The following is a 22,611-nucleotide window of genomic DNA, read 5'->3' on the forward strand; positions in this document are numbered from 1 at the left end:
CACGCAGATTCATGGATTATGGTGAGATGAAGTCGGACGATGGCGCGGTGCCCGTGCTGTATGCGGATGCTCACATCGCGGTGGTCAACAAACCCGCGGGCGTGATGGCGCACGACAGCAAGCTCGCCGGCGGCGAGACGGACTTCGTCGCCGACCGCCTGCGCGCGCAGTTCGGCAAGCCGATCTTCCTGATCCATCGGCTCGATCGCGCGACCAGCGGCTGCCTGCTGGTGGCGTTCGACCGCGAGAGCGCCTCGACGCTCGGCAAGGTGCTGATGTCGCGCGAGGTCGAGAAGGATTACCTGGCCGTGTGCCGCGGCTGGCCGGAGCCGGATTTCACCGTCGACCATCCGCTGGATGGCGGCCCGGGCAAGCCGGAGAAGAAACCGTCGGTGACGCGCTTCGTGCGCCTGGCCACGGGCGAGCTGCCGCTGCCGTCCATCGGCTTCGAGACCTCGCGCTATGCGCTGCTGCGCTGCCAGCCGGAGACCGGCCGCTTCCGCCAGATCCGCCGGCACCTGAAGCACGCGTTCCACCACCTCATCGGCGATACCAGCCACGGCGATGGCCGCCACAACCGCAACTTCCGCATGCAGGGCGTGCACCGCATGCTGCTGCACGCGGTGCGGTTGTCGTTCCCGCATCCGTTGACCGGCGCGCGCATCGAGGCGGTGGCGCCGCTGGATGCGGAGTTCCGCAAGGCGTTCGCGCTGTTCGGGTGGGAAGAGGACCTGCGCTGAGCTGCGCTCTTCTGTAGGAGCGATGTGAGTCGCGACCGCAGCAGCGAAACGCCGGGATGGTCCGACCATGAGCGATCGCGCGGCGCATGCCCTTACCCTCAAGCGCCAACGGCTGTCATGACGTGCGGTCGCGACTCACATCGCTCCAACAGGGAGCGGCATCACGCCACCCGCATCGCCGCCAGCACCATCAGCCCCACCGCGCACAGCATGCCCAAGAGCCACGACAGGCTACGCATCGTGTGCATGTCCATCACATAGAACCAGCCATGGAAGATGCGGGCGACGACGAACGCCACCGCGAGCGGGGTGACCAGGCTGGTCGGCACGCCGGCCAGCTGCGCCATCAGCACGCCGGCGACGAAGGCGGGGAACGCTTCGAAGCCGTTGAGGTGCGCCGCGTTGGCGCGCTGCACCTTGTAGTTGCCTTCCTGCTTGGCGACCCATGCGCGCGGATTGCGGTTGTTGTAGCGCTCGCCCGAGCGCTTGGCGATGAAGACCCACAGGTACGGCAGCAGGGCGGTGACCAGGATGCACCAGTAAGCGATGGACATGATGTTTCCTCCGAGGATGGCGCAGGGTAGTGGGTACGGCAGTGGGGAGTCCATGCTTCTGCCTCCTCTCCTCCGTGGCCGGGGGAGAGGGCCGGGGTGAGGCAACGCGATGGAATGGGATCGGGTCCGAGGCGAACTGTTGTGGGAGCGACGTAAGTCGCGATGGGCCACCGGTAACGCCTCATCGCGACTTACGTCGCTCCCACAGGAGAAAGGGCCAGTCGATCGCGGGGCCAGGGACCAAAGAAAACGGCGCCTTTCGGCGCCGTCTTCGTTTGCAGCTGAGCGCGTGGCTTACTTCGCCGCGGGCGCTGCCGGACGCATCTTGTCACGAGCCGCCTTGAAAGGATTGCCTTCGTACCAGTTCGGCCAGGTGCCGGCCACGGCCAGGTCCTTGCCGACGCCATACAGTGCCTGCAGGTCCTGCACGACGCCGTCCAGCTTCCATCCCGCGTGCATTTCGTCACTCGGCTGGTGATAACGCTTGGCATATTCCTCGCTCGCCGCCTTGCCGGCCTCGACGCCGCCTTCCAGCAGGTCGTTGCCGCCCTTGGCGTACAGCGCCGGCACGCCAGCCTTGGCGAAGTTGAAGTGGTCGCTGCGGAAGTAGTAGCCACCCGCCGGATTGCCTTCCTCGGCCAGCACGCGCCCCTGCTGGTCGGCGTACACCTTCAGCATGTCTTCCAACTGCGAGTTGCCCTTGAAGTTGACGACGAAGTCGCGCGACTTGCCGCCCACGCTCATCGCGTCGAGGTTGATGACGCCCGCGATCTTGTCGAGCGGGAAGGTCGGGTGCGCGACGTAGTACTTGGAGCCCAGCAGGCCGGACTCCTCCAGCGTCACCGCCACGAACACCACCGAGCGCGCCGGCTTCGGATCCTGGTGGGCGAACGCCTCGGCGATCTCCAGGATGCCGGCCACGCCGGTCGCGTTGTCGACCGCACCGTTGTAGATGTTGTCGCCTTCCTCGCCCTCGTGCTTGCCCAGGTGGTCCCAGTGCGCCATGTACAGCACGGCTTCGTCGGGCTTGCTGCTGCCCGGCAGCACGCCGATCACGTTGCGCGAGGTCTTCTCGGTGATGCTGCTCTTCAGCGTCGCGGACACCTGCGCCTTCAGCGGCACCGGCTTGAAGCCGCGCTTGCCGGCGTTGGCATAGGCCGAGTCCAGGTCGAGGCCGGCATCGGCGAACAGCTGCTTCGCGGCGTCGGCACTCAGCCAGCCCTGCAGCGGGATGCGCTTTTCCGGATCGTCCTTCGCCGGCAGGTCGTACTGCGGGCCGGCCCAGGAGTTCTTCACCACGTCCCAGCCGTAGCTGGCGCCGGCGGTGTCGTGCACGATCAGCGCGGCGGCGGCGCCCTTGCGCGCGGCTTCCTCGAACTTGTACGTCCAGCGGCCGTAGTAGGTCATACGGTTGCCGCCGAACAGCGTCTCGTCCTTGCCATGGAAGCCGGGATCGTTGACGAACATCACCACGGTCTTGCCGGTCCAGTCCTGGCCGGCGTAGTCGTTCCACTGCTGCTCCGGCGCATCCACGCCGTAGCCCACGAACACCAGCTCGCTGGCATCCAGCTTGACGTCGGTCTGGCCGGTGCGGGTGCCGATGACATAGTCGGTGCCGAACGTCAGGTCGCGCGCGCCCTTGGCCGTGGTCAGCTTCAGCGTGGTGGCGGATTCGTCCGCGGTGGTCTCCACCATCGGCACGTCCTGGAAGTAGCTGCCGTTGTTGCCCGGCTGCAGGCCGATGCGCTTCATCTGCGCCTCGAGGTAGGCGGCGGTCTTCTCTTCGCCGGCCGAGCCAGGCGCGCGGCCCTCGAATGCGTCGGACGACAGCGTCTTCACCATGTCGGCGAAGTCGGCCTCGGTGATGTCGGCGGTGAAGGTGTGCGCCGCGGCGGGCGGCGTGGCGGCTTCGGGCGCGGCGGCGGGCGCCTCGGGTTCCTGCTTGCACGCGGCCAGGGCGGCGGTGGCGGCAAGCACCAGCATCAACTTGCGGGGCATCGGGATTCCTCAACGAACGGAATCCCGATTCTAGCCACAATGGGCGGCCCGGACCCGTGCCGGACCGCCCGTGCGCGGGGCTACTCGGTAGGTGCGGTGTCGGTGCTGAACGGTTTGGCGGTGGCGCCGGTCACCGGGCCGATCTTGGCGCTGGTGTGCACGTACAGCACGACCGGACGCTCGAACACCAGCGGGCCGGTCACCTCGGCGTTGGGGCCGATCACGATGCGCGGCGGCTTCTTGTTGTCGGTGTTGAAGAAGCCCGTGGACTTCTGCACGCGCAGGCCGCCGCGGACCTTCGAACCGACGCCGACGGTGATGTCGCCGCGCACCGTCGTGATCTCGCCGCCGACCTGCGTGCTGACGATGCCGATGGCGCCGTTGACGGTTTCGATGTCGCCACCGACCACGCCGCCGCGATCGATGAAGATGCTGCCGTTGACCGTTTCGACGTCCTTGCGGACGTTGACGTCCTTGCCCGCGCGGATCGAGCCGTTGACGGTCTCCAGCGATTCGGCCACGGCCTTGTCGCCGATGTTGATGCTGCCGTTGACGGTGCTGGCGTCTTCAGTGGTGGCGCCTTCGCCGATGCGGATGCTGCCGTTGACGGTGTCCAGGTCGCCGTAGGTCTGGCCGGCGTCGGCGGTGATGCTGCCGTTGACCTTGGAGATTTCCTGCTGCGCGAACGCGGGCGTGGCGGCGAGGGCCAGGGTCAGCAGCAGGGCGGTGCGGGGACGGATCATGGGGTTGCCTCTTGGGTGGTCTCGTATCGGTCTGATGCACCGGCGTGACGGAGGGTTTAAACACCGCCGTGCCGGAGTGGATGGCACCATGCTTCGCTACAATCGTCACCTGCCTGAAGTCACTGGAATCTCCCCCGTGTCCGCATCTGCCCCGTCCGTGAAGCGCCCCAAGCCTGTCGTGCTGTTGATCCTGGATGGCTGGGGGCACCGTGAAGATCCCGCCGACAACGCGCTGGCGCAGGCCGACCTGCCGAACTGGCGCCGCCTGCTGGCGACCGCGCCGCACACGTTGATCCATACCGAAGGCCGCCATGTCGGCCTGCCGGACGGTCAGATGGGCAATTCGGAAGTGGGCCACATGAACCTGGGCGCGGGCCGCATCGTCTACCAGGACCTGACCCGCATCGACGCCGCGATCGAAGACGGCAGCTTCTTCGCCAACGCCGAGCTGGTCGCCGCGTGCGACGCGGCCAAGGCCGACGGCAGGACCCTGCACGTGTTCGGCCTGCTGTCGCCGGGTGGCGTGCACAGCCATGAACTGCACATCTTCGCGATGCTCGAACTGGCCAAGCGCCAGTGCGTGCCCCGGGTGGCGGTGCACGCTTTCCTCGATGGCCGCGACACGCCGCCGAAGTCGGCCGAACCCAGCCTGCGTGCGCTCCAGGATCGATGCGCGACGCTCGGCAACGCGCACATCGCCTCGGTCAGCGGGCGCTACTACGCGATGGACCGCGACAAGCGCTGGGACCGCGTGCGGCTGGCGTGGGATGCGATGGTCGAGGCGAAGAGCGAGCACCATGCCGCCAGTGGCGTGGCCGCGCTGGAAGCCGCGTATGCGCGCGGCGAGAACGACGAGTTCGTGCTGCCCACCGTCATCGACGGCGCAACGCCGATGGCCGATGGCGATGCGGTGGTGTTCATGAATTTCCGCGCCGATCGCGCGCGCCAGCTGACCGCGGCGTTCGTGTCGCCGGCGTTCGACGGCTTCGAGCGGCGCGTGCCGGCACTGGCGCGTTACGTCTGCCTGACCGAATACGACGCCAAGCTGCCGGCGCCGGTGGCGTTCGCGCCGGACGACCTGCGCGAGACCTTCGGCGAGCTGCTGGCCGAACACGGGTTGACCCAGCTGCGCATCGCCGAAACCGAGAAGTACGCGCACGTGACGTTCTTCTTCAGTGGCGGCCGCGAAGATGTGTTCGCCGGCGAGGAACGCATCCTGATTCCCAGCCCGAAGGTCGCTACCTACGATCTGCAGCCGGAAATGAGCTGCCCCGAACTGACCGAGAAGCTGGTGGCGGCGATCGGGTCGGGCCGCTTCGACGCGATCATCTGCAACATCGCCAATCCCGACATGGTCGGCCACAGCGGCGACCTGCAGGCGGCGATCCTCGCCGCGCAGGCGGTGGACAAGGCGATCGGCGAGGTCGATGCCGCGGTGCGCGCCGCGGGTGGCGCACTCATCATCACCGCGGACCACGGCAATCTGGAAATGATGCGCGACCCTGACACCGGCCAGCCGCACACGGCGCACACCGTGGGTCCTGTCCCGCTGGTCTACGTGGGCGAGCGCGCGGCGACGTTGCGCAGCGGCGGTGCGCTCCGCGATGTAGCGCCCACGCTGCTCGACCTGCTCGGCCTGCCGCAGCCGGCCGACATGAGCGGCCGCAGCCTGATCGACCCCTGATGCCGCACCGCACGCGCGCCGCAGGCTTCGCGATCGTGCTGGCCGCGTTCTCGGTCGTCGCGGCCGCACCTGCGCAGACGTCCCGCGAGGCCGAGCAGAAGCTGCAGCGCGTGCGCAGCGAACTGAAGTCGATCGCGCAGGAGCGCCGCAAGCTGGAGGGCGAGCGCGGGACGGCGTCGCGCCAGCTGCGCGATGCCGACGAGCAGGTCGGGCGCACCACGCGCTCGCTGTCCGATACCGAATCGGCGTTGCGCCGCGAAGCTGCGGCGCTGGAGGAGCTGCAGCGAAAGCGCGATGCCATGCGCGCCCAGCAGGACGCGCAACGTGCGCAGCTGGCTGCCCTGGTGCGCGCGGCCTACCAGCGGGGCGACGACGCGCCGCTGAAGGTCCTGCTGTCGCAGGATCGCGTGGCCGACGCCCATCGCCTGCTGGCCTACCATCGCTATGTGCAACGCGACCAGGCGAACCGCATCGCGTCGCTCAACACCGAGCTGGCCGCCCTGGACGAGGTTGAGCGCGACATCGTCGCCCGTCGCGCGGACCTGGACGCCGCGCGCGCACGGCAACGCCAGCAGGTGGCGCAGCTGGAAAAGGACCGCAGGACGCGCGCCCTCCTCGTCGCCGACCTCGACGAGCGTTACCAGGATCGCGCCGCCAAGGAGAAAGCGCTCGGCCAGGACGCACGCTCGCTCGAGACACTGCTGAAGAACCTGCGTGCGGCGGCCGCCCGCGCCGACGCCGAACGCCGTGCCGCCGCACGCCGCGCCGCGGCCCAGGCCGCGGCGGCGAAGAAGCGTGACCCGGCCGGCACCGGTGCGCGCCCATCGCGCGACAACGCCCCCCCGCGCCCGGCCGTGGCGTCTGCGCCGCCGCTGAAGGTCGGCGGACTCGGCTGGCCGGTGTCGGGCAGCCTGCTGGCGCGCTACGGCGGTCGCCTGCCGGATGGCCGCGCCAGCACCGGCGTGCTGATCGGTGCGCCCGCTGGCACCACGGTCACGGCCGTGGCCGACGGCACGGTGGTCTTCTCAGAGTGGATGACCGGCTATGGCCTGATCCTGATCCTCGACCATGGCAACGGCTACATGAGCCTGTATGCGCACAACGACAGCCTGCTGAAGGACAGTGGCGTGCAGGTGAAGCGTGGCGAGGCCGTCGCGCGCGTAGGCACATCGGGCGGACAAGGGCAGGCTGCCCTGTATTTCGAGCTGCGCCGTAACGGACAGCCGGTCGATCCGGCCTCGTGGCTGCAGCGGCGATGAACGGTGCTGGCGCCCGTAACTCCGCTTGAACATCCGCGCCGCGCGGGTTCACGCATAATCCGGCGAACGTCGCGCCGTGTCGCGGCGTCCTCGCAAGCCTCACCCGGAGTGTCCGCATGACGCAGCGTTTTCCCCTGGCCATCCTGACCGTCGCCCTGCTTGCCGCCATGCCGGCATGGGCACAGCAGCAGGCGCCGCTGCCGGAGACGCCGCCGGTGGTCGCGCCCAGCGACGACCCCGACGCGGCGGAGACCGCGCCGGCGAAGGTGCCGCTGGAGGAAATCCGCCGATACGTGGCCGTGTTCAACGCGGTCAAGGAAGCGTATGTGGAGCCGGTCGAGGACAAGAAGCTGATGCAGTCCGCGATCCGCGGCCTGCTGCTGGACCTGGATCCCCACAGCACGTATTTCGACAAGGCCGACTCCGAAGCCTTCGACGAACAGGCCAACGGTGCCTACGAAGGCATCGGCGTCGAACTGATGCAGCAGCCTGACCGCACCCTGCTGGTGGTGTCGCCCATCGACGACACGCCGGCGGCGAAGGCGGGCATCAAGTCGGGCGACCTCATCACCGCCATCGACGGCAAGCCGATCAGCGCCGACGATGGCATGGAGCCGCTGCGTGGTGCGCCCGGCAGCAAGATCGTACTGACCATCGTGCGCGACGGTACCCCCAAACCCTTCGACGTCACCCTGGTTCGCGACACCATCCGCGTGACCAGCGTACGCAGCCGCCTGCTGGAACCGGGCTATGGCTACCTGCGCATCAGCGCGTTCCAGACCGATACCGCGGCCGACTTCCAGAAGCAGATCGACAGGCTGCAGCAAAACGGCAAGCTGCGCGGGCTGGTGCTGGACCTGCGCAGCAATCCCGGCGGCCTGCTGCTCGCCGCCGTGCAGGTGGCGGACGATCTGCTCGACAAGGGGAACATCGTCAGCACGCGCGGACGCATGTCGATCAGCGACTCCAAGTTTGATGCCACGCCCGGCGACCGCCTGAACGGCGCACCGGTCGTGGTGCTGGTCGATGCCGGCTCGGCCAGCGCATCGGAAGTACTGGCCGGTGCACTGCGCGACAACAACCGTGCGCGCGTGGTGGGCAGCCGCACCTTCGGCAAGGGATCGGTGCAGACCGTGCTGCCGCTGGACAACGGCGATTCGGTCAAGCTGACCACGGCGCGCTATTACACGCCCAGCGGCAAGTCGATCCAGGCCAGCGGCATCGTGCCGGACGTGGTCGTGAAGCCCGAGCAGGGCGGCAAGCCAGGCGCCGCCGTCCTGGGCCAGGATGGCCAGCTGTACATCACCGAAGCCACGCTGCCGGGCCACCTGCGTGGCGATGAAGAAGGCGCCGCCGGTTACACGCCCGGCGATGTGCTGGATGGCGAAGCGCCGATCCAGGCCGCGTTGGCGGAACTGAAGAAGGTTGCCGCGACCGCGAAAGCGGACAGCGCGGGCAGTACCTCGCGGCGCTGACGGCGCGCGCCCGTCACCGGGCGCTCGGCTCCGCCTGCGCGGCGCTCGCACTACGCATGATGCGGTTGAACAGCGGTGTCGCCATCAGCGTGGTCAGGATGGCCATCACCACCAGGATCGAGAACAGGCTCGGGCCGATGAGCCCCGCCTGCAAGCCGATGTTGATGATGATGAGCTCCATCAGGCCGCGCGCATTCATCAATGCACCGATCGCCATCGCATCGCGCGAGGTTTCGCCCGCCAGCCTTGCCGCGGCCCAGCAGGCGACGGCCTTGCCACCGAACGACGCCAGCAGGATCGCGATCGCCGGCAGCAGCATCGCCGCATCGAAGACGAGCGACAGCTGCGTCTTCAGTCCCGAGTAGGTGAAGAACAGCGGCAGCAGCAGCACGACGACGACCGTCTGCAGCGTCGCACGCAGGCGGTCGGTCAGCGCGCCGCGGGGCAGGCAGATGCCGAGCACGAAGCCGCCGAACACCGCATGCAGCCCGATGGCATCCATCGCCCACGCGCAGAAGAAGAACAGCGCCATCACTACCGCGAAGGTCGGTGCAGGCAACGGCCCGTCGAGCGGCACGCGGTTGGCCAGCGGCCGCAGCCAGCGGCGCCCGACCGACAGCATCAGCGCGAGATACACGATGCCGCCGATGATCGCGATCCAGGCCTGGCCCCAGCTTCCTCCGAAACTCGCCAGCACCACCGCCAGGATGCACCAGGCCGCCGCGTCATCCATGGCGCCGGCCGTCAGTGCCAGCGTGCCCAGCGGCGAGCCCGCCAGGCCGCGCTCCTGGATGATGCGCGCGAGCATCGGGAAAGCGGTGATCGCGATGGCGGCGCCCAGGAACAGCGCGGTTTCCAGGAAGCGCGCCTGCGGCGAAAACAGCCCCGGCACATCGTGCAGCCACGGCGCCAGCGCGAAGGCCAGGGCGAACGGCACGGCGATGCCGGCCCACGACACCGCCAGGGCGCTGCGGTAGCGCGCCTGCAGGTGGGCCACGTTGAACTCCGTGCCGACCAGGAACATGTAGAGACCCACTCCCACCTGCCCGCCGACATACAGCATGTCCAGCGAGGCCGCCGGGAACAGCGCGCCCTGCATGCCCGGGGCGAGCGCGCCGAACAGGGAGGGTCCCAGTGCCACCCCCGCGATCATTTCCCCGACCACCTGGGGTTGGCCGATGCGTCGCGCCAGCGCGCCCGCTGCCCGGCACGCCAGGATGATCACCCCGACCTGGAGGAAAAAGTAGACCGACAGCTGGGGTGTGGACATCGTCGCCTGCGTTGCCGGATTGCGGACCGGTCAGCGACGCATCATAGGGTCACGGACAACGGGCCAGGAACACCCCGTGCGGCTCAGCGCGGCTTGGCGGGCAGCGGGAACGGCGTCACCACCTTCTCGCCGGTGATCGCATCGCGGATCGCGGACTGGCCTTTCCGCTCAACTTCCTCCACGCGGATGATGCTCTGCATGGGCAGGTGCAACACCTTGGTCGCGCCGAATTCGTCGCGCAACCGCTCTTCGGTGGGATCGACCACCAACCCTTCGTGGAGATCGAACACCAGGTCGGCGACTTCGGTGAAGCCCCACAGGGCGCTGGCGGCGACACGGCGCGCGTACAGCTCGTAGACCTTGGTGTGGTTGTGGAAGGTGATCTTGTAGAGCGCGTTCTTCATGCGCGGATTATAGGAGCGAGGGCAGGGAAGTGAGAGGAAAGAAGGGGGGCGTGAGCAAAGGCTGTACTGCTCACTTCTCATCTATCTCCTCTCGCTCCTCCCCTCAGTAACCTTGCCGCTTCCGCAAGCGGCGTGCGATCGCCGCGCGCACGAACAGGGCAAAGACCACCCCGAACAGGAAGCCGGCAATGTGGGCCCACCACGCCACCGCACCGAACGCCGGGCCGGTATAGGCGAACACCACCTGCAGCAGAGCCCAGATGCCGATCAGCAACGAGGCGGGTGCCTTCACGAACTCCAGGAACAGGCCCAGCGGCAGCACCACGCCCAGCTTGGCGGTGGGGAACAGCGCCAGGTAGGCGCCGATCACGGCGGAGATCGCACCGCTGGCGCCGATGATGACGCGGTCCGGCGTGCCGATGCTCAGTACCGCCGCCACGTTGGCCACGGCACCGCCGACGAGGAACAGCAACAGGAAGCGCCACGGCCCCATCGCCCGCTCCGACGGCAGCCCGAAGATCAGCAGGAACACCAGGTTGCCGAGCAGGTGCGCCCAGTCCGCATGCAGGAACAGCGCAGTGAACAGCCGCAGCACCGTGCCGCTCTGCAGCGACGCCAGCCAGACCTCCGGGGCCACCATGCCGCCGGTCAGTGCGCCCCAGCGGATCAGCAGATCGCCCTGTGCCGCATCTCCCCGCGTCAGCGCCCAACAGAACGTGGCCGACAGCAGGACGAGCAAGGTGGGCGTGGCCCAGCGGACGGGCGCCTTGCGACGGGAGGGGAGCGAAACGAACATGCGGCGGAACTCTACCTGCTCACCGTCCGGCTGCCCATGGTGCATCGCGACGAAACTGAATAGGGGCAATGACTTACGACGGATTGTTAGAGTTTAGTTAGCGGGTATACTGCATACGGCGTCGTATGTCGGGAGGGGCTTCCGGCAGGTCGAAAGGTGGACAACACACCCCGGCCTTCGCGACGCAGACGATCCTTGTACCCACGTCTCCGGAGAGATACAGATGGAATTCACCAAGAACCTGACCCGCGTCACCGCGCTGGCACTCGGCATCGCCGGTGTCCTCGCCTATGGCGATGTGCACGCGGCCGCCTTCCAGTTGAAGGAAAACAGCGTCAAGGCCCAGGGCCGCGCGATGGCCGGCTCGGCCTCCGCCAAGGGCGACGCTTCGGTGGTGGTCAACAACCCCGCCGTCATGTCCACGTTCACCGAGCGCACGCTGCAGGCCGACCTCACCGCGATCGACCTGTCCTACGAATTCTCCGGCGACGGCACCGCCGCGACCGGCACGCCGTTCCAGCAGCCGCTGACCGGCGGCAATGGTGGCGACGCCGGTGACGTGGCCGCCGTGCCCGCCGCGTCGTTCATCCTGCCCCTGAGCGGCGACTTCGAGTACCTGACGCTCGGCATGATGATCAGCGCGCCGTTCGGCCTGAAGACCGAATATGACGACGGCTGGAAGGGCCGTTACCACGCGCTGGAATCGGACGTGAAGATCGTCGACCTGACGCTGGCCGCATCGCTGGAGCTGAGCGACACCTTCTCGGTCGGCGCCGGCCTGATCTACGAGCACGCCGACGTCACCCTGTCCAACGCCGTGGATTTCGGCACCATCGTCTGCAGCCGCAGCCCGGCCGCGTGCGTCGGCCCGACCGCGCAGTTCGGCCCGCAGCGCAATGACGGCTTCGCCAGCATCAACGGCACGCACAACGGCCTGGGCTGGATCGTCGGTGTCAACTGGCGTCCGAGCGACAAGTGGTCGCTGGGCTATTCGCACCGTTCCGAAGTCGACCACGAGCTGGATGGCGACTCCGTGTTCGAAGTGCCGGCCAACGTCCGCGCCGCGCTGGGCAACAGCGTCTTCATCAACGGCGGCGGCGGTGCCGACCTGACGACCCCGGCGGTCGATGCGTTCAGCGCCACCTACTACGCCACCGACCGCTTCACCGTCATGGCCGAAGTCACCCGCACCGACTGGTCGTCGCTGCAGGAGATCCGCATCGAGTTCGACAACCCCGCGCAGCCCGACTCGGTCGAGGAGTACAACTGGGACGAGAACTGGTTCTACTCGATCGGTGGCGAATACAAGTTCAGCGATGCGTTCACCTTCCGTGCCGGCGTGGCCCGCGACGACTCCCCGGTGAGCCGCCCGTACCGCACCCCGCGCCTGCCCGACCAGGACCGCATGTGGTACTCGCTGGGCCTGACCTGGAACGTGTCCGAGCACTTCGAGCTGAGCGCCAGCTACGTGAAGATCGACATCGTCGATACGCCCGAAGTGGACCTGACCACCAGCACGCGCGCGCGCCTGGTCGGCGACTTCGAAGGCGGCGCCGACCTGTTCGGTGTGTCGATGCAGTACAAGTTCTGATCGCACCACGGATCCGGACCACGAGAAACCCCGCTTCGGCGGGGTTTTTCTTTGCCCTGGCAAACACGCGATCCGTAGCGTGCGCCATGCGCACGACCCGCGGTGATGGTTCATGCATGGTGCTTTGAAGCCCCTTCCCCGGCGGGAGAGGGGTTGGGGTGAGGGTCAGGCGGAGTGGTGGAGGCTCAGCGGTCCGCACACCCGCATCCGGCGCCCCGGCCACGCCACGCCGTATCGCGTACGGGGCAGGCTCTCTTCCCGGAGTGAGAACATCAAACAGCCGTAGCGTGCGCTGAGCGCACGGCGCGCGGTGATGGGTTCAGTGGTCGTGCGCGTGGCGCACGCTACGTCCGTCAGGCGCTCGAACCCATCTCCCGCCGAGAGCATCCAGCGCACAGCGCACGCGTTGCCGTCAGTACGGCAGCCCCGTCACGTCCAGGTCGATCGACCACAGGCTGGCCGCGCCGGTGAGGAACAGCGTGCGCCGGTCCTCGCCACCGAAGGCCGCGTTGGTGATGTTCGCATCCACGCGGATGGTCGCCAGAACCTGACCGGTCGGCGAAAACACGCGCACGCGCCGTTCGCCGTGTTCGGTCACGTAGAGGTTCCCCAGGCAGTCGATGGCCAGGCCATCGCCGCCGCTGATGCGCGCGAGGTCGCGTCCGTCGCCCGGCACGCCATCGCGCAGCGGATAAGCGCGCAACACATCGCCGTCGTCGGTGCCGCCGGCCACGTACAGGGTGCCGCCCTCCGGCGACAGTGCGATCCCGTTGGGGTTGCGCAGTGTGTCGTCGACCACGTTCGTGGTGCCGTCGCGATAGCGGTACACCCGCGTCAGCGGCTGGCCACCGGGCGCGGCCTTGCGCTGGTAGTCCGGGTCGGTGAAGTACAGCGTGCCGTCGGCGGCCATCACCAGATCGTTCGGCGAATTGAACGGCGCGCCCTCGAAGGTCGAGACCAGTGCCGTCCGCGTGCCGTCGTCCAGATCGACGCGCGCCACCTGTTTGCGGTCGTGCGTGGCGGCGATCAGGTGGCCTTCCGTATCCAGCGCAAGCCCGTTGCTGCCACTGTCCTCCACCGCGGTCTCCCAGCGGTCCGGCGGCGTGAAGCGGCGGATGCGCGAGGGAAAGCGGCCGCTGTGCACGAAATCCGACAGGTACAGCGCGCCGTCCTTCCACACCGCGCCCTCGTACAGGCGGTCCTGGCCGTCGTCGGCCTTCGCGGCGGCCACGCGCGTGGCCGTCATTTCGCCCGCGGGTGCGCGACCCGGGTCGGCCGGGCAGACCGAACGGTAGGCAGATGCATGAGCGAGCGGCAGGGCGCCGCACAGGACGAGGGCGAGGGCAAGGCGATGGCGTCGCGGCATGGCGGTCTCTTACTCAGGCGGGATGCCAGCGTACCTCGATCCGGTTGCGCCCCTTGTGCTTGGCGTCGTAGAGCGCCTCGTCGGCGAGCCGGATCAGCGTTTCGCAGGGGGCATGGCGGTCGGCGGAGAACGAGATGCCCAGGCTCACGGTGACGCGGATGTTGCGATGGGCGGGCGCGAACTCCAGCATCATCACCTGCCAGCGGATGCGTTCGGCCAGGGCGTGCGCGGTGTCGGCCTGCGTGTTGCGCAAGACCAGCATGAATTCCTCGCCGCCCAGCCGCGCGAACAGATCCTCGCTGCGGATGCAGCCGCGAACCACGTCGGAGAAGCGCTGCAGTACCCGGTCGCCGGTTTCATGGCCTTGGTCGTCGTTGACCGCCTTGAAGTGGTCCAGGTCCAGCACGATCACGGCAAGCCCGTGCTCCCCGGCGGCGCGCGTGCCGAGCGCCTGCAGCTCGTTGTCCAGCCCGCGCCGGTTCAAGGCGCCCGTCAGCGGATCGAACAGCGCGCCGCGCCGCAAGGGCTCCGCCGCACGGAAACTGGCCAGCATCAGCATGCAGAAATTGAGCAGGAACCAGATGGACAGGTCCAGGTTCACCCACATCGGGTTGGGGCCGTAACGTCCGGTCAGCGCGGCCAGCAGGTCTCCTCCGTACAGCCACAGCAGCACCCCGCAGCCCACGATCATCAGGCGCGCCGGGACGTGGTCGGGCGCGCCGCGCAGCGCGAACAGATGCCGCACCATGACCAGCAGCACGATCACTTCCGTGGCGCTCATCGCCGCGCCCTGAGCCTCCACGCCGCCCCCCAGGGCCACGCCAGCCAGCGAGAAGCCCAGGCACAGCGGCAGCAATGCGCGTTCCCACAGGGCCAGCGCGCGCTGTTGCACGAACTGGATGATCGACCACGCCAGTCCGACCAGCCCCGCGCACGCGAGCACGCCACCGGCACCGGCGATGCCGTCCGCGAGCGATTCATTGCCGGCGCGCACGAGCGTCTGCGCCGTGCCATCCAGCATCGCCGCGCCGAGTGAATAGAGGAAATGCGCCACACCCCAGGTGGCGATGCCGCGCACGCCGCGCGAGACCCTGCCCACGTAGAGGAACAGCGCCAGCAGCACGGCGGCCAAGGCGCAGTCGCTGAGCAGCAGGTTGTAGAAGTCGGTCGTCATGCGTCGGTTGGAGCCCTGCTGGCCTTTGAACATCCTGTCGCTGCAGGAACGCAGGAAACGGTGCATTCCGGCAGGCTCGCTGCGCGATGCTGGCGCAGTCGCGGCGGAAGTTCAGCGACGGCGACCACGGATCGGCAGGATCGCGGCGACACCGCCGCCCGCATCAGTGCCGTGGGCCATGTCCCACGAAAAAGCCCCGCATGGGCGGGGCTCGGTGTCCGGCATCGAGCGAAAAACGACGCGTTACGTCATTCGCCCAGCGTCAGCAGCGACGCGTTGCCGCCGGCCGCGGTCGTGTTGACGGTGACGGTCTTCTCGGTGGCGAAGCGCGGCAGGTAGTGCGGTCCACCCGCCTTCGGGCCCGTGCCCGACAGGCCCTGGCCGCCGAACGGCTGAACCCCCACCACGGCGCCGATCTGGTTGCGGTTGACGTACACGTTGCCGACCTTCACGCGCGCCGCGATGCGGTCTACGGTTTCGTCGATGCGCGAGTGCACGCCCAGGGTCAGACCGTAGCCTGTTGCGTTGATCTGGTCGATCACCGCATCCAGCTGGTCGGCCTTCCACCGGACCACGTGCAAGGCGGGTCCGAAGATTTCCTTGTGCAACTGGTCCAGCGACGTCAGCTCCCACGCGCGCGGCGCGAAGAACGTGCCGTGTGCAGTGTCCTCGCCTGCGTTCGCCTGCTTGATCAGGCGCGCTTCCTTCGCCATGCGTGCGGCGTGGTCGTCGAGGATCTTCAGCGCGTCGGCATCGATCACCGGGCCGACGTCGGTCGACAGCAGGCCCGGATCGCCGATCTTCAGTTCATCCATCGCGCCGGCGAGCATGGTCATCACCTTGTCGGCGATGTCGTCCTGCACGAACAGCACGCGCGCCGCCGAGCAGCGCTGGCCGGCGGAGGTGAAGGCCGAGCCCATCGCATCCTTCACCAGCTGCTCCGGCAGCGCGGACGAGTCGGCGATGAAGGCGTTCTGGCCGCCGGTCTCGGCGATCAGCGTGGCGATCGGGCCGGCATCGCGGCTGGCCAGCGCGCGGTTGATCGCGCGCGCGGTCTCGGTGGAACCGGTGAAGGCGACGCCGGCCACGCGCGGATCCTTGGTCAGCGCAGCGCCGACGGTGGCGCCGTCGCCGGGCAGGAACTGCAGCACCGACTCGGGAATGCCGGCCTCGTGCAGCAGCTTCACCGCCGCGTGGCCGATCAGGTTGGTCTGCTCCGCCGGCTTGGCGATCACGCTGTTGCCAGCGGCGAGCGCGGCGCTGACCTGCCCCAGGAAGATCGCCAGCGGGAAGTTCCACGGGCTGATGCAGACGAACACGCCGCGGCCCTGCAGCTGCAGCTGGTTGGATTCTCCGGTCGGGCCGGGCAGGTGTTCCGGCGCGCCGAACTGCGTGCGCGCCTGCGCGGCGTAATAGCGCAGGAAATCGACCGCCTCGCGCACCTCGGCGACGCTGTCGGGGATGGTCTTGCCGGCTTCCTTCACGCACAGCGCGATGTAGTCGGGCAGGCGCTGTTCCAGCAGATTGGCGGCGTGCTCGAGGATGGCGGCGCGACTCGCGGCCGGCGTGCGATCCCAGGCGGGCTGCGCGGCGACGGCATTGGCCAATGCCTTCTCGACGGCGGCGCTGTCGGCGGGCTGCCATTCGCCGACCGTCTGGCGGCGGTCGGCCGGATTGGTCACCGGCAGCGCGTTGCCGGACACGACGGCGCCCGGCACCAGCGGCGCCGCGCGCCACGGCTTGACCGCCGCGTTGATGCGCTCGGCGAGCGCGCGCAGGTCGTTGTCGTTGGCGAGGTTGGCGCCCATGGAGTTGTTCCTGTCAGAAGAGGCGATGGGAGCCGGCTGGCTCCGGAAAAGATCGACCGGCAGCGGGATGCGCGGATGCGGGATGGAATCGAATTCGGACACCGTCTGCACCGGGTCGCGCACGAGGTCCTCGATGGCGACGTTCTCGTCGGTGATGCGGTTGACGAAGCTGCTGTTGGCGCCGTTCTCGAGCAGGCGCCGCACGAGGTACGGCAGCAGGTCCTCGTGGGAGCCGACCGGCGCGTAGACGCGGCACGGCGTGTCGAGCCGGTGCTTCGGCACCACTTCGGCGTACAGGTCGTCGCCCATGCCATGCAGCTTCTGGTGCTCGTAGGGGCGACCTGCGGCGATGAAGCGGATCGCGGCGATGGTCTGCGCGTTGTGGGTGGCGAACATCGGGTACAGCGCGTCGCCGTGGTCGAGCATGCGGCGCGCATTGGCGAGGTACGAGACGTCGGTGTTCGGCTTGCGGGTGAACACCGGGTAGCCCGGATGGCCATCGATCTGCGCGCGCTTGATCTCGGCATCCCAGTACGCGCCCTTCACCAGGCGCACCGGCATGCGGCGACCGACGCGGCGGGCGAGGTCGGCCAGGAAGTCGATCACGTACGGCGTGCGCTTCTGGTAGGCCTGCACGGCCAGGCCATAGCCCTCCCAGCCGGCCAGCGAGTCGTCGGAGAACGTCGCCTCGATCAGGTCCAGCGACAGCTCCAGGCGGTCGGCTTCTTCGGCATCGATGGTGAAGCCGATGCCATACGACTTGGCCAGCTGCGCCAGTTCGAGGATCGCCGGCGCCAGCTCGCGCATCACCCGGGTGCGCTTGGCGTGTTCGTAGCGCGGGTGCAGCGCGGACAGCTTGATCGAGATGCTCGGCGCCGCCAGCACGTCCGCGAACGGGCCGGTGCGGCCGATCGCGTGGATCGCCTGGCGATAGGCCTCCAGGTAGCGCGCCGCATCCTTCGTGGTCAGCGCGCCCTCGCCCAGCATGTCGAACGAATAGCGGTAGTCGGCGTTGTCGCCCTTGCGGCTGCGGGCCAGCGCCTCGTCGATGGTGCGGCCCATGACGAACTGGTGCCCCATGATCCGCATGGCCTGGCGTACCGCCAGCCGGATGACCGGCTCGCCCACGCGGCCGACCAGGCGCTTGAAGGCGCCCGGCACGTCGGCGCGGGTCAGGTCGTTCAGGTTGACCAGCTTGCCGGTCAGCATCAGCCCCCAGGTGGAGGCGTTCACCAGCACCGAGTCGCTCTGGCCGAGGTGCTTTTCCCAGTCGGCGTCGCCCAGCTTGTCGCGGATCAGCTTGTCCGCGGTCTCCTGGTCCGGAATGCGCAGCAGCGCCTCGGCCACGCACATCAACAGCACGCCTTCCTCGCTGCCGAGGTCGTACTGGCGCATGAAGGCCTCGATCGCGCCCTGGTCCTGCGCGCGCGCGCGGACCCGTTTCACCAGGTCCACGGCCAGCTTCTGCGCCTGGACCTGTTCGTCGGCCGGCAGGCGGGCCTGTCCGAGCAGTTCGCGGACGTGTTCGGTCTCGTCGCGCAGCCAGGCGGCCGTGATGGCGGCACGCAGCGCGGCCGGGGGTGCGGGAAGCTCGGGAGAGACGACGGCGCCGACCGGTGGAGCGGCGGATGGGGCGACAGGCGAAGGGGTCGACATGACGGCGGGGCAGTCCAAAGGCAGTCCATTAGTTTAGGACGGCGCGGCCGGGCCGGATATGCCCGCGGCGACCGCGCGCACGGGCCGCGGCAGGGCGGTCGTCCGGGCGGTGACGCCGGTCGCGGAATCGCCGCGCGAAGGCGCCGCGCCGTGTTTGCGGAGGATTCGCGCGCCTTGTGCAGGATCAATGAAACTTGCCGCAAAGTGTGCCGGGAGCTACCATTCAGCGGTTTTCCGCAGCCCGGATCGTGTGGCGGACGACATGATCGAAAGGGTGCCGTCATCGTGGGACGGGCGTGGTGCGCAGCTCCGGTTGCGGCCGCCCCGCGCGTTGACGCGCCGCCAGTTCATCCTGTTGTTCGTGGCGCTGTCGGGCGCGATGTGGATCGTCGCCATGCTGGGCTGGTGGGGAGGCAATGCCTTCGCGCCGGCCTTTGCATTGCTCCATTCGGCCATCGTGGCCACGGCGCTGAGGGCGCTGTGGCGCAGCGGCGACCGGGGCGAGGAGATCCGCATCGGTCCCGAGGCGGTGGAGGTGGTCACCTCCGACGCCGGGGTGGTGTTCCGGGCGCACCCGTACTGGGTACGGCTGGGGATCGAGCGGGAAGGCGAAAGGATTTCGCTGGCATCCAGCGGCAGGCGGGTCCGGGTGGGCGACTTCCTGGGGCCGGCCGAACGCCGGGAGCTGGCGGACACGTTGCAGGATTTACTGGCGGCCGCGAGCGGCCGCAACCGATGACGCATTGGGGTCTAGGCAATGACGCAAGTGAATGGGATGTGGAAGCGGTTGGTGACGGCCTGCACGCTGCTGGCGATGCCGGCGCTGGCCTGGGCGCAGTCGGCCGACCCGCACCGGTGGCAGCTGAACATGGGCAAGGGCGTCACCGCGTCCTCGCAGCATGCCTATGACGCGCACATGATCGCGCTGTGGGTCTGCATCGTGATCGGCGTCATCGTGTTCGGCGCGATGGGCTACGCGATGTTCAAGTTCCGCCATTCCAAGGGCGCGGTGCCGGCGCAGTTCAGCCACAACACCACGGCCGAGATCATCTGGACCGTCATCCCGGTGCTGATCCTGGTGGTCATGGCCTGGCCGGCCACCGCCAAGCTGATCGCCATGTACGACACCCGCGATGCCGAGATGACCGTCAAGGTCACCGGCTACCAGTGGATGTGGAAGTACGACTACCTGGGCGAGGACGTCTCCTTCACCAGCCGGCTGGACCGCGAGTCCGACCGCATCCGCCAGAGCGGCGAGAAGCCGGACCTGGCGAAGAACCCGCACTACCTGCTGGACGTCGACAACCAGCTGGTCCTGCCGACCAATACCAAGATCCGTTTCGTCATCACCGCCGACGACGTGATCCACGCCTGGTGGGTGCCGGCGCTGGGCTGGAAGCAGGATGCGATCCCGGGCATCGTCAACGAGGCCTGGACCGACATCAAGGAACCCGGCATCTACCGCGGCCAGTGCGCCGAGCTGTGCGGCAAGGACCACGGCTTCATGCCGATCGTCGTGAAGGCTGTGCCGAAGGCCGAGTTCGAGCAGTGGCTGGCGTCGAAGAAGCCCGCTCCGGCCGCCGAACCCGCTCCGGCCGCGCCGGTGGAACCGGCCGCTCCGGCCGACGCCACGACGGCCCCGGCCGCTGAAGCCGCCCCTACCGCCGAGACGCCCGCGCCGACCGCGCAGGGCTGATCGACCGTCCGCACCAGCTGCAAGAGATTACGAACATGGCCAACACCGCTGTCGATCATCACGACGATCACCACGGTCACCAGCAGAGCTTCATCGAGCGGTGGTTCTTCTCCACGAACCACAAGGACATCGGTACGCTCTACCTGATCTTCAGCTTCATCATGTTCATCATCGGCGCGGGCATGTCGGTGATCATCCGTGCCGAGCTGATGGTGCCGGGCCTGCAGTTCGTCAGCCCCGAGTTCTTCAACCAGATGACCACGGTGCATGCGCTGGTCATGATCTTCGGTGGCGTGATGCCGGCGTTCGTCGGCCTGGCCAACTGGATGATCCCGCTGCAGGTCGGTGCGCCGGACATGGCGCTGCCGCGCATGAACAACTGGTCCTTCTGGATCATGCCGTTCGCCTTCACCCTGCTGCTGATGTCGCTGTTCCTGCCGGGCGGCGCGCCGGCCGGTGGCTGGACGCTGTACCCGCCGCTGTCGCTGCAGGGCGGCTACAACGTCGCCTTCACCATCTTCGCGATCCACATGATGGGCGTCAGCTCGATCATGGGCGCCATCAACATCATCGCCACCGTGCTGAACATGCGCGCGCCGGGCATCGACCTGCTGAAGATGCCGATCTTCTGCTGGACCTGGCTGATCACCGCGTTCCTGCTGATCGCGGTGATGCCGGTGCTGGCGGGCGCGGTGACCATGCTGCTGACCGACAAGTTCTTCGGCACCAGCTTCTTCAACGCGGCCGGTGGCGGCGACCCGGTGATGTACCAGCACATCTTCTGGTTCTTCGGTCACCCCGAGGTCTACATCATGATCCTGCCGGCGTTCGGCGTGGTGTCGGAAATCATCCCGACCTTCAGCCGCAAGCCGCTGTTCGGCTACCAGGCCATGGTGTACGCGACCGCCTCGATCGCCTTCCTGTCGTTCATCGTATGGGCGCACCACATGTTCACGGTGGGCATGCCGCTGGGCGGCGAGATCTACTTCATGTTCGCCACCATGCTGATCGCCATCCCGACCGGCGTGAAGGTGTTCAACTGGGTCAGCACGATGTGGCGCGGCTCGCTGTCCTTCGAGACGCCGATGCTGTGGGCCGTGGGCTTCGTCATCCTGTTCACCATCGGCGGTTTCTCCGGCCTGATGCTGGCGATCGTGCCGGCGGACTTCCAGTACCACGACACCTACTTCGTGGTGGCGCACTTCCACTACGTGCTGGTGACCGGCGCGCTGTTCTCGATCATCGCCGCCACCTATTACTGGTGGCCGAAGTGGACCGGCCGCATGTACAGCGAGTTCTGGGGCAAGGTCCATTTCTGGTGGACGATCGTGTTCGTCAACCTGCTGTTCTTCCCGCAGCACTTCCTGGGCCTGGCCGGCATGCCGCGCCGCATCCCGGACTACAACCCGGTGTTCGCGGACTGGAACCTGATCAGCTCGATCGGTGCGTTCGGCATGTTCGTCACGCCCTTCATGATGGCCGCCATCCTGTGGTCCTCGCTGCGCAGCGGCAAGAAGGCCGAGGCGCGCGCCTGGGAGAACGCGAAGGGGCTGGAGTGGACCGTGCCGTCGCCGGCGCCGCACCACACCTTCACCACGCCGCCGGTCATCCGGGACGGCGACCTGGCGCACGGCGACGTGACGCACTGAACGCCTGACCGCGACCGCATGAACGTCCCCGCCTTCACCCCCGAAGAACTCGCGCGCCGCCGCAGGGCAGTGCTGCGGACCGCGTGGGTGATCGGCGGCATCGCCTTCGCCATCTTCGTGGCCTTCATCGGCCGCGCGGTGCTGGCCGCATGACGGCGGCGAAGTCCAACTCGGCCGGCCTGTTCAAGCTGGTCGGCGTGGCGATGGCGGTGTTCGTGCTGACGTTCTCGCTGGTGCCGCTGTATCGCATCGCCTGCGAGAAGGTGTTCGGCATCCGCCTGGAGCAGGGCCCGGGCCAGGCCGCCGCGGCGGCCGCCGCCAAGGCGAAGCGCACGGTCACCGTGCAGTTCGACGGCGGCGTGAACTCCAAGCTGCCGTGGGCCTTCAAGCCGGAACAGCTGACCATGCAGGTGGTGCCCGGCGAGCTCTACGAAGCGAAGTATTTCGCTCGCAACGACAGCGACAAGGCCGTCGTCGGCAGCGCCGTGCCGTCGGTCGCGCCGGCGCGCGCGTCGGGCTACTTCACCAAGACCGAGTGTTTCTGCTTCACCGCCCAGACGCTGCAGCCCGGCGAAAGCCGCGACATGCCGGTCCGCTTCATCGTGGACCAGGACCTGCCGGCGGAAGTGAAGACGATCACCCTGTCGTATACCTTCTTCAAGAACGACGCCCTGACCGCGCAGATCGGCACGGGCAATGCGTCGACTTCGCCGCTCGCGGCCCCCTGACTTCGCCTTAGCAACCGGAA

Annotated in this window: 18 protein-coding genes and 1 pseudogene; 10 read left to right on the forward strand and 9 right to left on the reverse strand. The window is 68.1% G+C overall.

Features of this window, described 5'->3' with window-relative positions:
• The first annotated feature begins 26 nt into the window (after positions 1-26).
• Positions 27-740, forward strand: a complete 714-nt coding sequence (locus Q0907_RS12230; protein ID WP_299345056.1) for a pseudouridine synthase — start codon at positions 27-29, stop codon at positions 738-740.
• 161 nt (positions 741-901) lie between these two features.
• Here the strand turns inward: Q0907_RS12230 and Q0907_RS12235 are convergent, their stop codons facing one another.
• The 3 genes from Q0907_RS12235 to Q0907_RS12245 form a co-directional block, all read right to left on the reverse strand.
• Positions 902-1,294: an MAPEG family protein gene (locus Q0907_RS12235; protein WP_299345059.1), complete on the reverse strand. Its 393-nt coding sequence runs from the start codon at positions 1,292-1,294 to the stop codon at positions 902-904.
• 294 nt (positions 1,295-1,588) lie between these two features.
• Positions 1,589-3,292: a M28 family metallopeptidase gene (locus Q0907_RS12240; protein WP_299345061.1), complete on the reverse strand. Its 1,704-nt coding sequence runs from the start codon at positions 3,290-3,292 to the stop codon at positions 1,589-1,591.
• Between the two features lie 80 nt (positions 3,293-3,372).
• Positions 3,373-4,032: a hypothetical protein gene (locus Q0907_RS12245; protein ID WP_299345252.1), complete on the reverse strand. Its 660-nt coding sequence runs from the start codon at positions 4,030-4,032 to the stop codon at positions 3,373-3,375.
• A 139-nt stretch (positions 4,033-4,171) separates the two neighbouring features.
• Here Q0907_RS12245 and gpmI point away from each other — a divergent pair, with 139 nt between their 5' ends.
• The 3 genes and pseudogenes from gpmI to Q0907_RS12260 all read left to right on the forward strand — a co-directional run.
• The gene (gpmI, locus tag Q0907_RS12250) at positions 4,172-5,719 is read left to right on the forward strand and encodes a 2,3-bisphosphoglycerate-independent phosphoglycerate mutase (RefSeq protein ID WP_299345064.1); all 1,548 of its coding nucleotides are present in this window, start codon (positions 4,172-4,174) and stop codon (positions 5,717-5,719) included.
• The gene (locus tag Q0907_RS12255; RefSeq protein ID WP_299345067.1) at positions 5,719-6,978 is read left to right on the forward strand and encodes a peptidoglycan DD-metalloendopeptidase family protein; all 1,260 of its coding nucleotides are present in this window, start codon (positions 5,719-5,721) and stop codon (positions 6,976-6,978) included. The genes gpmI and Q0907_RS12255 overlap by 1 nt, the downstream gene beginning before the upstream one ends.
• Positions 6,979-7,094: 116 nt before the next feature.
• A pseudogene (locus Q0907_RS12260) lies at positions 7,095-8,432 on the forward strand (S41 family peptidase); the annotation flags it as partial.
• Between the two features lie 34 nt (positions 8,433-8,466).
• Here Q0907_RS12260 and Q0907_RS12265 read toward each other — a convergent pair.
• The 3 genes from Q0907_RS12265 to Q0907_RS12275 form a co-directional block, all read right to left on the reverse strand.
• Positions 8,467-9,723 (reverse strand): cation:proton antiporter, encoded by a 1,257-nt coding sequence (locus Q0907_RS12265; protein ID WP_299345070.1) that lies wholly within the window; start codon positions 9,721-9,723, stop codon positions 8,467-8,469.
• An 83-nt stretch (positions 9,724-9,806) separates the two neighbouring features.
• Complete coding sequence (locus Q0907_RS12270; protein WP_299345073.1) at positions 9,807-10,127, reverse strand: DUF1820 family protein; 321 nt, start codon at positions 10,125-10,127, stop codon at positions 9,807-9,809.
• A gap of 103 nt (positions 10,128-10,230) precedes the next feature.
• Complete coding sequence (locus Q0907_RS12275; protein WP_299345075.1) at positions 10,231-10,923, reverse strand: rhomboid family intramembrane serine protease; 693 nt, start codon at positions 10,921-10,923, stop codon at positions 10,231-10,233.
• Between the two features lie 223 nt (positions 10,924-11,146).
• Here Q0907_RS12275 and Q0907_RS12280 point away from each other — a divergent pair, with 223 nt between their 5' ends.
• Entirely contained in the window at positions 11,147-12,514 is a 1,368-nt protein-coding gene (locus Q0907_RS12280; RefSeq protein ID WP_299345078.1) for an outer membrane protein transport protein, read from the forward strand.
• A 412-nt stretch (positions 12,515-12,926) separates the two neighbouring features.
• On the opposite strand, the gene Q0907_RS12285 is transcribed toward Q0907_RS12280, so the two are convergent.
• From Q0907_RS12285 to putA, 3 genes are all read right to left on the reverse strand, one after another.
• Positions 12,927-13,880, reverse strand: coding sequence for an SMP-30/gluconolactonase/LRE family protein (locus tag Q0907_RS12285; protein WP_299345081.1), 954 nt, complete (start codon positions 13,878-13,880; stop codon positions 12,927-12,929).
• Between the two features lie 13 nt (positions 13,881-13,893).
• Positions 13,894-15,054 carry a GGDEF domain-containing protein gene (locus Q0907_RS12290; RefSeq protein WP_299345084.1) on the reverse strand — a complete coding sequence of 387 codons (1,161 nt, stop codon included), beginning with the start codon at positions 15,052-15,054 and terminating at the stop codon, positions 13,894-13,896.
• Positions 15,055-15,302: 248 nt separating this feature from the next.
• Positions 15,303-18,518, reverse strand: a complete 3,216-nt coding sequence (putA, locus tag Q0907_RS12295; protein ID WP_299345086.1) for a bifunctional proline dehydrogenase/L-glutamate gamma-semialdehyde dehydrogenase PutA — start codon at positions 18,516-18,518, stop codon at positions 15,303-15,305.
• A gap of 262 nt (positions 18,519-18,780) precedes the next feature.
• Between putA and Q0907_RS12300 the strand changes: the two genes are divergently transcribed.
• Genes Q0907_RS12300 through Q0907_RS12320 form a run of 5 tightly spaced genes read left to right on the forward strand, consistent with a single transcriptional unit; the run spans position 18,781 to position 22,591 of the window.
• Complete coding sequence (locus Q0907_RS12300) at positions 18,781-19,257, forward strand: DUF2244 domain-containing protein (RefSeq protein WP_296281339.1); 477 nt, start codon at positions 18,781-18,783, stop codon at positions 19,255-19,257.
• Between the two features lie 18 nt (positions 19,258-19,275).
• A complete protein-coding gene (gene coxB, locus Q0907_RS12305; RefSeq protein WP_296281340.1) occupies positions 19,276-20,214 on the forward strand; it encodes a cytochrome c oxidase subunit II in 939 nt (312 codons plus the stop codon).
• Between the two features lie 35 nt (positions 20,215-20,249).
• Complete coding sequence (gene ctaD / locus Q0907_RS12310) at positions 20,250-21,863, forward strand: cytochrome c oxidase subunit I (RefSeq protein ID WP_296281341.1); 1,614 nt, start codon at positions 20,250-20,252, stop codon at positions 21,861-21,863.
• A gap of 18 nt (positions 21,864-21,881) precedes the next feature.
• Positions 21,882-22,016, forward strand: a complete 135-nt coding sequence (locus Q0907_RS12315; RefSeq protein WP_296281342.1) for a hypothetical protein — start codon at positions 21,882-21,884, stop codon at positions 22,014-22,016.
• On the forward strand, positions 22,013-22,591 hold the full coding sequence (locus Q0907_RS12320; RefSeq protein WP_296281343.1) for a cytochrome c oxidase assembly protein: 579 nt from the start codon (positions 22,013-22,015) through the stop codon (positions 22,589-22,591). The genes Q0907_RS12315 and Q0907_RS12320 overlap by 4 nt, the downstream gene beginning before the upstream one ends.
• Positions 22,592-22,611: the final 20 nt, after the last annotated feature.

Source organism: uncultured Pseudoxanthomonas sp. (assembly GCF_947498795.1).
Taxonomy (GTDB): Bacteria; Pseudomonadota; Gammaproteobacteria; order Xanthomonadales; family Xanthomonadaceae; genus Pseudoxanthomonas_A.

Excerpts from the sequence above, each read along its gene's own strand:
- Q0907_RS12230 (WP_299345056.1), top strand. The coding sequence starts at position 27 with ATGAAGTCGGACGATGGCGCGGTGCCCGTGCTGTATGCGGATGCTCAC.
- Q0907_RS12235 (WP_299345059.1), bottom strand. The coding sequence starts at position 1,294 with ATGTCCATCGCTTACTGGTGCATCCTGGTCACCGCCCTGCTGCCGTAC.
- Q0907_RS12240 (WP_299345061.1), bottom strand. The coding sequence starts at position 3,292 with ATGCCCCGCAAGTTGATGCTGGTGCTTGCCGCCACCGCCGCCCTGGCC.
- Q0907_RS12255 (WP_299345067.1), top strand. The coding sequence starts at position 5,719 with ATGCCGCACCGCACGCGCGCCGCAGGCTTCGCGATCGTGCTGGCCGCG.
- Q0907_RS12265 (WP_299345070.1), bottom strand. The coding sequence starts at position 9,723 with ATGTCCACACCCCAGCTGTCGGTCTACTTTTTCCTCCAGGTCGGGGTG.
- Q0907_RS12270 (WP_299345073.1), bottom strand. The coding sequence starts at position 10,127 with ATGAAGAACGCGCTCTACAAGATCACCTTCCACAACCACACCAAGGTC.
- Q0907_RS12275 (WP_299345075.1), bottom strand. The coding sequence starts at position 10,923 with ATGTTCGTTTCGCTCCCCTCCCGTCGCAAGGCGCCCGTCCGCTGGGCC.
- Q0907_RS12280 (WP_299345078.1), top strand. The coding sequence starts at position 11,147 with ATGGAATTCACCAAGAACCTGACCCGCGTCACCGCGCTGGCACTCGGC.
- Q0907_RS12285 (WP_299345081.1), bottom strand. The coding sequence starts at position 13,880 with ATGCCGCGACGCCATCGCCTTGCCCTCGCCCTCGTCCTGTGCGGCGCC.
- Q0907_RS12290 (WP_299345084.1), bottom strand. The coding sequence starts at position 15,054 with ATGACGACCGACTTCTACAACCTGCTGCTCAGCGACTGCGCCTTGGCC.
- putA (WP_299345086.1), bottom strand. The coding sequence starts at position 18,518 with ATGTCGACCCCTTCGCCTGTCGCCCCATCCGCCGCTCCACCGGTCGGC.
- Q0907_RS12300 (WP_296281339.1), top strand. The coding sequence starts at position 18,781 with ATGATCGAAAGGGTGCCGTCATCGTGGGACGGGCGTGGTGCGCAGCTC.
- coxB (WP_296281340.1), top strand. The coding sequence starts at position 19,276 with ATGACGCAAGTGAATGGGATGTGGAAGCGGTTGGTGACGGCCTGCACG.
- ctaD (WP_296281341.1), top strand. The coding sequence starts at position 20,250 with ATGGCCAACACCGCTGTCGATCATCACGACGATCACCACGGTCACCAG.
- Q0907_RS12315 (WP_296281342.1), top strand. The coding sequence starts at position 21,882 with ATGAACGTCCCCGCCTTCACCCCCGAAGAACTCGCGCGCCGCCGCAGG.
- Q0907_RS12320 (WP_296281343.1), top strand. The coding sequence starts at position 22,013 with ATGACGGCGGCGAAGTCCAACTCGGCCGGCCTGTTCAAGCTGGTCGGC.